The organism is Mesorhizobium sp. M7A.F.Ca.ET.027.03.2.1, from assembly GCF_003999175.1.
Taxonomy (GTDB): Bacteria; Pseudomonadota; Alphaproteobacteria; order Rhizobiales; family Rhizobiaceae; genus Mesorhizobium.
Genome location: NZ_RZOM01000072.1, coordinates 1 through 11,225, shown reverse-complemented (window position 1 = coordinate 11,225; position 11,225 = coordinate 1). Strand labels below are relative to the sequence as shown.

7 protein-coding genes and 4 pseudogenes are annotated in these 11,225 nt (G+C 60.0%); 5 read left to right on the top strand and 6 right to left on the bottom strand.

Annotated elements, in window-relative coordinates:
• Both EN750_RS05570 and EN750_RS05565 read left to right on the top strand, forming a co-directional pair.
• A pseudogene (locus EN750_RS05570) lies at positions 1-278 on the top strand (aldehyde dehydrogenase family protein); the annotation flags it as partial.
• Between the two features lie 68 nt (positions 279-346).
• Positions 347-1,002, top strand: a pseudogene (locus EN750_RS05565) (IS630 family transposase); the annotation flags it as partial.
• Positions 1,003-1,503: 501 nt separating this feature from the next.
• Here EN750_RS05565 and EN750_RS40490 read toward each other — a convergent pair.
• On the bottom strand, positions 1,504-1,788 hold the full coding sequence (locus EN750_RS40490) for a hypothetical protein (protein WP_245478569.1): 285 nt from the start codon (positions 1,786-1,788) through the stop codon (positions 1,504-1,506).
• A gap of 119 nt (positions 1,789-1,907) precedes the next feature.
• Here EN750_RS40490 and EN750_RS05555 point away from each other — a divergent pair, with 119 nt between their 5' ends.
• Positions 1,908-2,108, top strand: coding sequence for a hypothetical protein (locus EN750_RS05555; RefSeq protein WP_244514237.1), 201 nt, complete (start codon positions 1,908-1,910; stop codon positions 2,106-2,108).
• A 307-nt stretch (positions 2,109-2,415) separates the two neighbouring features.
• On the opposite strand, the gene EN750_RS05550 is transcribed toward EN750_RS05555, so the two are convergent.
• Entirely contained in the window at positions 2,416-3,114 is a 699-nt protein-coding gene (locus EN750_RS05550) for an OmpW family protein (protein WP_063169295.1), read from the bottom strand.
• A gap of 38 nt (positions 3,115-3,152) precedes the next feature.
• A complete protein-coding gene (locus EN750_RS05545) occupies positions 3,153-5,315 on the bottom strand; it encodes a prolyl oligopeptidase family serine peptidase (RefSeq protein ID WP_126080676.1) in 2,163 nt (720 codons plus the stop codon).
• 217 nt (positions 5,316-5,532) lie between these two features.
• Between EN750_RS05545 and EN750_RS05540 the strand changes: the two genes are divergently transcribed.
• On the top strand, positions 5,533-5,793 hold the full coding sequence (locus EN750_RS05540; protein ID WP_095769041.1) for a hypothetical protein: 261 nt from the start codon (positions 5,533-5,535) through the stop codon (positions 5,791-5,793).
• A gap of 93 nt (positions 5,794-5,886) precedes the next feature.
• Positions 5,887-6,087, top strand: a pseudogene (locus tag EN750_RS05535) (SMC-Scp complex subunit ScpB); the annotation flags it as partial.
• A 161-nt stretch (positions 6,088-6,248) separates the two neighbouring features.
• On the opposite strand, the gene EN750_RS39310 reads toward EN750_RS05535, so the two are convergent.
• The 3 genes and pseudogenes from EN750_RS39310 to EN750_RS05520 all read right to left on the bottom strand — a co-directional run bounded on the left by EN750_RS39310 (position 6,249) and on the right by EN750_RS05520 (position 11,062).
• Positions 6,249-6,485: a hypothetical protein gene (locus tag EN750_RS39310; RefSeq protein ID WP_063169293.1), complete on the bottom strand. Its 237-nt coding sequence runs from the start codon at positions 6,483-6,485 to the stop codon at positions 6,249-6,251.
• Between the two features lie 116 nt (positions 6,486-6,601).
• Positions 6,602-7,285, bottom strand: a pseudogene (locus tag EN750_RS40485) (integrase); the annotation flags it as partial.
• A 243-nt stretch (positions 7,286-7,528) separates the two neighbouring features.
• Positions 7,529-11,062 (bottom strand): autotransporter domain-containing protein, encoded by a 3,534-nt coding sequence (locus tag EN750_RS05520; RefSeq protein ID WP_127395841.1) that lies wholly within the window; start codon positions 11,060-11,062, stop codon positions 7,529-7,531.
• Positions 11,063-11,225 lie beyond the last annotated feature (163 nt).

Below are 11,225 nucleotides of genomic sequence, written 5' to 3'. Positions count from 1 at the left end.
GTCCGGTACAAAACGTCACCCATGTCTCAGGTCGGGCACGCCGCTCGCCAACGACACCGAGTTCGGCCTCGCGGCCTACTTCTACACCGGCGATCTCGGTCGCGCCTTCCGCGTGATGGAAGGACTGAAGTACCGGCGTCAATGAAGGCCTGATCACCACGCCGGAGGTGCCGTTCCGCGGCGTCAAGGAATCGGGCCTCGGCAAGGAAGGCGGCCTCCAGGGCATCGTGGATTATCTCGACACCAAACATGTCTGCATCGGCGGTCTCGGCGTCTAGTGGTTCCCGCCTGACATAGGAGTCCAATCAGAGATTCCCTTTCTGGCCTGCGCGTGCGAGTCTGGCGCATGCGCACAGGAAGATCGTTCACCGTTTCGTCGGCCGATCGCGTCCGTCTGACGGCGCTGATCAGGGATCGCAACGCCCCGCAAAAGCATGTCTGGCGCGCCGAGATAGTGCTTTTGCCCGCCGACGGCGTCGGCACCGGCGAGGTCATGCGCCGCATCGGCAAGTCGAAGACCGACGTCTGGCGCTGGCAGGAGCGCTTTGCCGCGGAAGGCTGTGACGGGCTGCTGCGCGACAAGACGCGACAGTGGCGCATTCCGCCGCTCGGTCCCGATGTCGGCGAGCGCGTCGTGGCACTGACGCTTGCCGATCCGCCGGGCGAGAGGACCCACTGGACCGCCGACATGATGGCGCAAGCCGCCGCAATCAGCGCCAGCGCCGTCAGGCGCATCTGGAAGGCGCATGGTCTCGCACCCCACCGCTGGCGCCAGGTTCAAGCTCTCCAATGATCCGAAGTTCGTCGACAAGTTGCGCGCCGTCGTCGGCCTCTATCTCGATGCGCCGGCCCATGCCATCGTTCTGTCGGTCGATGAAAAGAGCCAGATCCGGCGCTCGACCGCACCCACCCGGCCTGCCGATGAAGAAGGGGCGGCTCGGTACGATGAGGCACGACTACAAGCGCAACGGCACCACCACCCTGTTCGCCGCCCTCAACGTCCACTATTGTCCCGTTGACGAGAATATCATCTTAGTTGCTTGTAAAAATTTGTTCTCCACTTCCGTCTCCATCGTATCTCAGTCAACGCGATGGAGCAGGAAATGACTACAAACATTGTGAAACTGGAAGAAGGCAGGGCAATCGGCTCTAATCGTGACGTGCCGCTGTCAGATCATGAGGCGGAAGCCCTAGGGCATCTTGCGGTGGCGCTGAGTGGCATTTCGACGACCATTCGGTCCGCCGCCTACAAACACGCGCTAAACTCTAGTCACGCGATGAAGCCCCTAAAGGAGACGGAGGACGCGCTTACCGACTACGACGCCTTGGCGAGGGCGGCGGGCCGAAAGCAGCCGAAAGCGGCGGAGGAGGACGACAGGAAGGGGGACGCCCTAGCGAGAGAGGCCGCCGCACAGGTCAGCAGGGTCGATCAGACCCGATCTTCCCGCTGGAGCAGACCGCGAAGGGTACCGGTGGCATCAACGGACTACGTTCGGCAGGTGGTCATGGCAGATAGTCAGCTTGGAGCAGTGTCGGCACTGGTAAACGCGCGGCGAGTGGCTCCAGAACGCTTCCATGCTTCTGTTCCCAGTGTAGATAATAATCCGGATGCTCCGCTTCTGACCTCTTTTTCGGACTATCTGAGCAGGGTGTGCGGACTGGAGTCAAAGTCCCGCGAAGGCGTTCTCCTGGGCAGCCGCCGCTTTCTGGATTGGTTCCATCACCACCATTCCCGGCCAAGCCCTCGGCGCGTTGACGGCTGAGCATGTCCTTGCCGCTGTCGAACATCGGCTGTCACTATCGGCGACCTCCGGTACCCGCACCGGCAGCAACTTCTCACATCGTATTGGGCTGGCCACCACGACCAGAATCTCGCGCGCGTCGTCCCCAGGACGCCCCACTGGCGTTTGGCTCATCTAACCCTCGAACTCGGCTACGGCCCGTCGACGGTCTTCTTCACATGGGTCGGATTCGACGAAATGGACGAGGTCACAGGCGACGGCCATGCTGAACTGCTCGACGACGGCTCCATCGACATCACCTTCTATCACAACGGCGACGAGGCAATCCTCAAGGCCAAACGGGACACTTCTTCAACGGCCTGCTAGGAGATCCGTGTTCGCCTTGCGCTGACAAAGAAGCTCACACATGACGTCCGGGAGACGATGCTGGCAAATGGTCTGGCTGAAGCATTCCACCCACAATACCAAAGCCCGTCCCGATCCAAAGCGCTTCTAAGCACTCCACCTCAGGCGCAAGGCCGGTTGGCCAGTGCATCTTCTTGGTCCGCCGGAAGAGAACCCCGCCCGACAATAGCTTCATGAGGTCTTGCGCTGCAGTGTCGACCGTAAAAAAGGGCGCGCGAGGCGCCCTTCATTTAAACCGGCAGTCGGGAAGCAGACTTCACTCTGATATTCAAAAGCGGTAGGTGACACCTGCGCCTATCAGCCAGGGATCGAGCTCCGCCTTCCCCGTCAGCTTCGCGCCGGTCACCGTGACGTCGAAGTCCGGCTTCAGGAAAAGCTTCTTCACGTCGAAGTTGAGGCCCCAGTGCTGGTCCACCATGTAGTCGAATCCGACCTGCAGCGCCGTGCCGAACGTGTTCTTCACCTTGAGAGCATCAGCGCTGCCAGTGTCCTGGTTGTAGAAGATCGTGTAGTTCACGCCGGCGCCGACATAAGGCTTGAACGCGCCGAGATCGGTAAAATGGTACTGCAACGTGAGTGTCGGCGGCAGCAGCCAAACTTTGCCGATGTTGCCCAACCCTCCGATCGTCCCTTGGCCCGCGATGTTGGCATAAGTGGTACCGAGTATGAGTTCGGCGGCGATGTTGTCGGTGAAGAAATACGAGATATCGAGTTCCGGCGTCACCGTGTCCGAATACGAAAGACCGGAGCCGGGAAGCGTATCAACGTAGCCCAGATCTTTCGTAACGACGCCCAACGCCCGCAGGCGGACCTGCCAAGGGATTGGCGCTTCGGTGACCGAGGCTCCCGTCTCCGCCAGGACGGTCTCTGCTTGCGCAGGCTCCGCGGCGACGGCCTGCTGTCCCACCATGATCAGGGCCACCGCCGCTGCTGTTGCCCGCGCTACGCCCATTCGCGTTCTCGCCATGAGATTCACTCCTTGATGTTCAGAAAGGATGCACTGCACTATTTCGTCTCCTGCTCGAATGAATTGTTGATGGACCTCAAATGCCCCTCTTGCGTTGCAACGCGTTCCGCCGTCTCCGGAGGGTGATCGTTGAAGCCGATTGCGCTGCGGAGAAAATTGGTGCCTAGACTGATGAATGCGGCTTGCTCCCGATTGTCCTCGCCGCAGCCGTGCCCGCCTGCGCTGGCCTCGTAGAAGTAAGCGGGATAGCCAAGAGCCTGCAGTTTTGCGGCCATCTTGCGCGCATGGCCCGGATGGACGCGGTCGTCGCGTTTCGTGGTGGCGATCAGGATAGGCGGATAGGGCTGTCCCGGCGCTGCGGCGTGATAGGCGGAGATTTCCTTCAGGAAAGCCCAATCGTGAACCTTGTCCGGATCGCCATATTCGTCGATCCAGCTCGCGCCCGCCAAGAGCTTGGTGTAGCGACGCATGTCGATAAGCGGTGCTGTGCAGAACAGAGCCCCGAAATGCTCAGGATAGCGGGTCAGCATGTTTGCGATCAGCAGGCCGCCATTTGAGCCACCCTCGGCGGCAATCCGCCTCGGCAGGGTGATGCCCCTTCGCACGAGGTCGGAGGCAACGGCGGCGAAATCGTCGTGGGCGAGACGCTTGCCCTCCCTGCGCCCGGCTTCGTGCCAGCGGGTGCCGAACTCGCCGCCGCCGCGGATGTTCGCCTCGACACACGTGCCGCCGCGCTCGAGCCACAGCTTGCCCAGCGGGGAGTTGTAGTAGGGCAGGAATGATACGCCGAACCCGCCATAAGCGGAAAGGTGAATCGGAGCATCTCCGTTCCCGTTCGCCGGACCAACCTGCGTATAGGGGATCAGCTCATGATCGATAGAGACTGCCTCGTGGCGCGTGACCACCAGTCCGGATGCATCGAAATTCTCCGGGCTGCGCTTCAGGATTGCTGAAGCGCTGAGAGACGGCGCGGCATTCAGATCGAACAGCAAGAGCTGCGGCGGCGTGATCGGATCCTGAGCACAGATCAGGACCTCTCCATTGGTCTCGTGAACTGCCGCATCGAATGACCAGACGTCGACAGTACCTTCGGCGGGCAGGGTGTTCAGGACTCGGCGCGTCCATTCCTGGTGGCCGGGAGTGAACATCTCGAAACGCGGTGCGAGATTGACGAGGTAAGAGATAATGAGCTTCCCGTCATTCCAGAAGAATGACTGCATGGAGCGCCTTTCCCCTGGTTGAAACAGGGTCTCAAAAAGGCGTCCGCCGGCGAGGAAAGTGGAAAGCGAGATGACGATCAGCGCGTCGGCGGGATGGGTGGTGCCTCCCACCGTCCAGGGCTTGCGCGGCCTTACCGCCAGCCAGTCGCCGAAGACCCGCCACGACGCGTCGCGAGGAAGATCGATCTGCCTCCTCGGCCCGCTCCTATCGCCGATCCAGCTGATCTTCTCGAAGAAGGCCGGCTGCTCGATGAACCAAAGGCGCTCGCTGCGGCCGGTGCGGTCCGAATGACCAGACACTTGGAAGCTTTCGAACCCGGCCTCGAAGATTGCCGGCGTGGTGAGGGGATCCGCGTCACGCTTCCACAGTCGAACTGTGCGCGCATAGCCGGAGCGGGTGGCCATGCCATTACCAAGCGCACTGGAAAGCAGAAGCGTGTCAGGGTCCAGCCAATTAACGTAGCCTTTGGCCTCGGGGAGGTTGAAGCCGTCGGCGACAAAGCTCAGAGAAATCAGGTCGAATTCGCGATGCACGACCGCGTCGCTGCCGCCGCGCGACAGGCGCAGAACGGCTCTTTCCCGTCTCTCCGGCTCGATGGACGCGCCGTCCCAGATCCAGTCCTCTCCGTCGCTAGCCGCGAGAGCATCCAGATCGAGCAGTAGCTCCCATTGGGGATCCGCCTTCATGTAGGCGGCAAGGGTGGTCCGGCGCCACAGTCCGCGTGGATTACCGTCATCTCGCCAGTAATTGTAGAGGTACTGACTACGGCGCGCGATCAGGGGAAGATTGTCGCGATTGTCGAAAATGGCTGTCAGAGCCGCGCGGTCGCGCTCGAACTGCGTTCCACCGAAGTGCTTCAGAGTCCTTGCCGATTGGCCGGCGGCCCAGGCAAGTGCCCGCTCGCCCTCTACATCTTCAAGCCAGACATAGGGATCGTCGTCGGGAGCATCAAGCGTTGGACGGACATCAAATGCGTTCATGTCCGGACAGCCTTCAGAAAGAAGGGATAGAGGCTTCCGTCGGCTCGGGAACGCTCAGTGTCGGTAGCGGCGCCCACATGTTCGAAAAGCGTGATCATTGATGAGTTCTTCCAGTCGGTGCGGCATCGCAGTGCTTTTGCGCATAGGGCCGCAACCTTCGTGCCAACTGGGAAAATCGTTTCGGAACAATGCGATCGCTCTGGAAGCGTTGTGTCACATGTCCGACATCGTCGAGAATCCGACAACGAGTGCTCCTCCTAATCACCGGATCAACCTCCGGCGCCAGTCGTGGACACTGTGCAGAACTCGAGAAGTGAAGCTCATTGGAGTGAACCTGGTTGACGCCCAACATCTTCGCTCTGGAGCGCTTCACGCACACGGATTCATGGCAGACACCATGATGCGATCGATGCTGTTAGAGACCAAGCTGGCTGCGCCTGTGAGTTTCAGCCGCCAGCTGGAAGCAGCGGAGTTCTGAGGAGAAGGGTGGGGGGCCCAAGCCCTGCCGCAATCTTGGCCTGCACCGTCCCCTTGATTGTTGTGGGTCAACGTCTGCCTGCCCGCTGAATTTGGCACGCCTTACACCTACGTCACGACCAAGACCTTCCTGTTGCACTTCGGCCTCGACACACTGCGGGATTTGCCCGATTTCGAGGCGATTGAGGTTGCCGCGCTGCTCAGCAAGGAGAAGCTGCTGGCGGGCGATACTCCCATCGGGCTGGTGAGTGGTGGAGGAGGTGAGGAGCGACACTCCAAGGCCAGGACGGGCTAGCGCAGCAGATACATGGAAGTAATCGCTTGATATGAGCGGTTGAGAGTCGAATCAGGGAACTATGCGATCACTATCGATAAGAGGTGGCAATATCGATCGTGATTGTATCGGGCCACTCTACGGCGAAGGAGGCGGCAACTTGTGTCTCCGACCCGAAACGATTACCTTGCGGCCATTATGAGCAAGCATTTGGCATCCGTCTTGACGACGTGAACGCGCCCTGCAGCGTACAGCTGGACGACGCGGCGCTGGCCGATTGCTTTGCGGATCTCGATTTGGCCAAGCAGCATCCCGCTCATGTCAGCGCCTTTCTCGGCGAGGTCCCTCTCGCCCAGCAAGTCGAGTTCGCAACCGCGCACCACATTCGCGGTCGACGAGATGAAGGCTTTTGCCGCCAAGTTCTCTGCCTGGTCCGGCGAAAGCTATCCGCTCGCCGCATAATGGCTGGACATGATAGCCGACGCCCGTCCCGAATGGCGGCGGCTTTTTCGTATTATATCGACCTGATCGACAAGATGCGGCGGAACAGGGGTCCACGTGCGATGCGGCCAAAGCGGATCCAGCTCTCGAGCGCGACTACGGGGTAGGTGTGGTCGCTGGAGCCGCGGCCGACCTCGACCTCGCGCCAGCCGGTCTTGCCGCGCAGGGTGACCAGCAGCCCTTGCCGTCAAAAATCTCGATCCAGCTGGCGCCATCGCTGTTGTCGTCGCGCATGACGTCGAGACCGACGATCTCGGAGCGCCGCAGGCCGCCGCCACAGCCCAGGAGCAAAATAGCGCGGTCGCGCAGGCCCTGAGGTCGTGGCCGAGCGTGGCGATCATCGCCAGCAGATCGTCGCCAGGACCGCCTCTTTCTGCCGCGGTGGCTTTGCGTGCTTGCGGCGAATGCCGGCAAGAACCTTATAGATATGCCGCTCCGCGCGGTCCAACGGCCGGCCGCGCTGGGTAAAGTTCCAGGCGAGGCCGGAAAGCCGCCGCTCGATGGTCGCAAACTAAAGGGCAGGGGCGCCACGCTTCGGATCGCCGGCGGCGGTGCCCGAGGCACAGGCGCTGATATTGAGCCTGATCACCTTCGAGCCCGGAGGCAGGGGATCGAAGCCAGCGCGCCGGCACCAGGAGGAAAAATGCCGCCAATCCTTGGGGTAGGCGTCGCGCGTGTTCTCCGAGGTGGCGTTGTAGCCCCTCGCGGTCTCGACCAGTTCCTGGACATGCGCCGGGACTCTTTGAGCCGGGTCTCCATCTCCTTGTAGAGCTTGTCAAGCTCGCCATCGACTGGCTTCAGGTCGTCGATTGAACATTGCGTCATCATAGGCTTTGTGCCTTGTTGTAGCAGGCATCGTCCGTTCGCGCGGCGGACACAGACATCACCGTCGCTGAGCCGAGAACGACGGTAAAAGAAAATGCACTCACTGACTTCATAACCAATCTCTTTTGCGGGTGATTTAGAAACGGACGCCGAGCTTGGCGCTGAACCCGTGTGTCTGGGCATCCGAGGCGATCTGTCCCTGATAGGCGATGCCGAACGTCGCGTTCTCGGTGATGTTTACGTCAAGCCCAGCTTCGAGCAGAGCTGCGTTCTTTGCGATCGGCACGCCCTTGATGGCGAAGGAGGAACCGCCAGCAAAGGCAAGAGCGGTATCCGGCCTGACGTCGCCGAAGGCGTGGCGCCAGCCAAGACCGCCGCGCGCGGTAGCAGTCACGGTGCCGAGGGTCAGTACCGTCGACGCACGCAGACCTAGCGTGGTAAACGCCGTGTCGCTCGAGCGATCCCCGCTCGACAAGGCGGCTGCGCCGCCATTCTCGGTGAAGCCATCGGCGTCAAAATTCACATAAGCGAGATTAGCGTAGGGCTCGAAGGAAGCCGAAGCCGTATTGATACGGTAGCCGAGCTCGCCAAAGGCCTGGAACGTGCCGGCGTCGTAATCGGCCGAAAGGCTGTCGGCGAAGCCTGGAAAGACCACGGACCTGCCGGTCTCGATGCTGTGCCAGGTATAGGCAAGGCCGGAACGAAAACCGAGATTGCCGTTCTGCGTGCCGGCAAAAAGACCGAGATGGTAATTCTCGCTCGAGCCCGACGACGCGCGATCGTCCGCCTCCAAGGAGGTATGGCTGTAGCCGCTGATGAGGCCGAGCCGCCAGCTTTCGCCGACAGCCGCGTCACCGCCAGCCAGAAAGCCGCCTGTCGAGTGATCGAGACCGGCGGCATTGCCGTCGCTGTCGAGATGACCCCAGGCGCCGAAGCCACGGCCCCATACGGCGAAATTCTCACTCGTTGCCGGGGCCAGTTCCAGACCACCCAGCGCATAAGTCATCACCGGAACGCTGGAGGCACCGACGCCGTCGAACGCCGCACGGATCCGTTCGCTCGCGGCATCGCGTACAGAATGACTGTCCTCGATGAGGCCGCTATGAATGGAAGCATGAACCTCGCCTGATAGCATATCGAAAGCGTTGCGGGCTTCCGGCGCCGTCAGGAACAGGATGTTGTCCTGGATCGGATTACCGCTTCCAAGCGCCTGAGCCGCTGCGGCGACCGAGCGTTGATTGAAGGTGCTGGCTACATCGGCAAACGCCGTCGATGTGCGGCTGATATCGAGATAGACATTGTTGGCATCGTAGACGAGCTGGAAATCGACGAAGGGCGTCGCGTCTGTCGCCAGAGCCCCCGTCAGCCCGCCATAGGTGCCGCTTACGCCGCCTGCTGCGGAGAGCAGAGTATATCGGGCATCGACCGATAGCGTTCCCTGCCGCAGCAGCTCGATCTGCGCGCCGCTGTCGATCGCCGCTGCTCCGCCAACATCGATGAGATCGGACGACCTTGCGAGGTCGACCTGATAGATCGATCCGGACTGCTGCGCGAAATCGCCCGTGACAGTCAGTGTGGTGACGATCCTGCTCGGATCGGTCGCACTGCCAGGAGCGACCGTGCCGCCCTCGGAAATGGTGACCGCACCGTAGGTGCCGCCGCCTGCGACGACACCGCCGCTGTTTGCGATAGCCGTGCCCCCGATCTGCCCGTCATTCCCGAGAAAGCCGGACGTGGTCGCATCATGGGAAAGCACACCTGTATCGGCAAGCAGCAATCCCGCGCCGGAACCGACCGTCGTCATGCCGGAAAAATTGTTCTTTCCGCTCAGCGTTTGCACGCCACCGGCAACGAATAGTTTGCCGCCCATATTATTGTTATCAACGTCGAGGTCGTTGATGCTGCCGGCGAACGTGTCGTTCGAATCCGTTAGCACCAGGGTACGCTTGCCCAGTTCGACCGTTCCGCTGCCACTCAGGCTACGAATACGGGCATCGTTGTAGGCGTCGGAGATTCCCCAATAGTCGCTGCCATTTCCATGTTCGGAGATATCGAACGTGCCGTCTGCAACGACTTTCGCTGACCGTTGGATGTTGCCGAGCCCCGCAAGCGAGAGATAGGCATCCTGAGCAATATTCGTCTCGCCGGTGTAGGTGTTGACATTCGTCATCCGGACCACCGTCTTTGTATCAAGCGTCAGCGATCCGGAGCCGGAGACGACACCCGCTATGCCGAACCCGCCCTCATTCCCCATGCTCGTCGTGATCCTGCTCAGACCGGTCCCTTCGGGTGCGGATGAATCGGTAGAGAAGTTGCTGGCAGTGACGAAATGTGACGTATAAGCGGTATACTTCTTCTCCAGATCGAAAATGACCGATCTGTTTTTGAAGAAGTCAAGACCGGCAACAAAACTGGTCTGGTCATTGGGTTGTTCCGTCGTGCCGCTGGTGTAGGTGAAGTCGATATTGTCCAGCCTTACCGGATCGCCATCCGTTCCTGCGATTGTAACGCTCGGGATGTTGCCCGATGCGCTTACGATCTCGCGTTGCTCATTTCTCCGAACATTTTTAAGTTTGACGCCCGCATCCTGAAATTGCTTCAGCATCGCATCACTGATCTCCAGACTGCCACCGCCCGGTGTGCCGGTGTCGAGCAATACCGCGGTCTTGTTGGGGTCGGTGATTGGTGGGGCTCCATCCTTAACCGTGTACTGCAGATTGTAGCTGCCTTCGTATTCGGTCGAGGCATTGGCGCCAGAGCCAGGAAAATTCTGATAAGAATCCTGATCTTTTTCCTCGGGTTCTCCCCATGGCATGGCATTAGTATATTGGGCCCGGAGGCTTGGATTGAGGTTGACAATCGTGCAGGGGGAACAGCCAGGCGTTTGGTCGCTCTCGGAATCCGGATTCACATTGGCGGAGACCACGTAGCCAGACCTGGTGACACTGCCCATCATGCCCCAGACACTTGTCTTGCCAAGAAAATCGCCGGCCCCGAATGTACCTGCGAAATCGCCGCCTTCGTCTGCCATCTTGCCAGCGGTCATTTTCGCCCGCTGCTCCTTATCGGCGTGATAAGGTTCTTGGAGATCCTGACCATACATATCTTTAAGTCCATCCGTCACGGATCCCGGCGTGCACTTAAGATTGTTGTCCTTGCAATACGCATGGGTATAGACAAAATCGAGAATGCGAGCAGCCCGGTATTTCTTATCGCTTACAGACGGCCCGTCGATTGTTATCTTTTGATCTGGATCGACATATGTAAATTTATCAATTTCCACGTTCTGAAGCTTATTACCATACGTTCCGTCCCCGTACGTATATACGTAAGGCGTGTCGGCAATCGGGCGGACCCCGGTCACCTCTGACCCGATCTGCGTGTTGAGCTGGTCCGAGCCCGTGTCGAATACGTATCGCTGCGCGTTGCCATTGTTGATCTTGGCCCAGATGCCCAGGCGGTCATGGCCTTCCCCGACATACTCCAGCGGGATCGAAATCGGGTCGTCGGCCAACGCTTCTCCAGTTGGAAATGCTACCAGACCCACCCCGAGAGACACAGCCGGCAGGAATACCGTCGTCATCGCGGTGGTTGCCGCCAGAAAGTTCTTTGTCCTGAAACAAGCCTGCATACCTGGTCCTCGAAAAAGTCTCGCAAACTGATTGTTCATTGGAACGGCCTCCTGAATTGTTTAACGAGACCCTTTATGGCGGCCCTGGCTGACAACAGCCTGAAAGCTGCAAGCGGCCTGCGAGAATGGGGCGATCCTGAATGACGACAGGAGCTGTCAACAATGGATGAGTGCTCGGCCTGAAAGCTGAGCACGCTTTATG

Coding starts and splice junctions, on each gene's coding strand:
- EN750_RS40490 (WP_245478569.1), bottom strand. CDS start 1,788: ATGTTCGACAGCGGCAAGGACATGCTCAGCCGTCAACGCGCCGAGGGC.
- EN750_RS05520 (WP_127395841.1), bottom strand. CDS start 11,062: ATGAACAATCAGTTTGCGAGACTTTTTCGAGGACCAGGTATGCAGGCT.
- EN750_RS05545 (WP_126080676.1), bottom strand. CDS start 5,315: ATGAACGCATTTGATGTCCGTCCAACGCTTGATGCTCCCGACGACGAT.
- EN750_RS05540 (WP_095769041.1), top strand. CDS start 5,533: ATGTCCGACATCGTCGAGAATCCGACAACGAGTGCTCCTCCTAATCAC.
- EN750_RS05550 (WP_063169295.1), bottom strand. CDS start 3,114: ATGGCGAGAACGCGAATGGGCGTAGCGCGGGCAACAGCAGCGGCGGTG.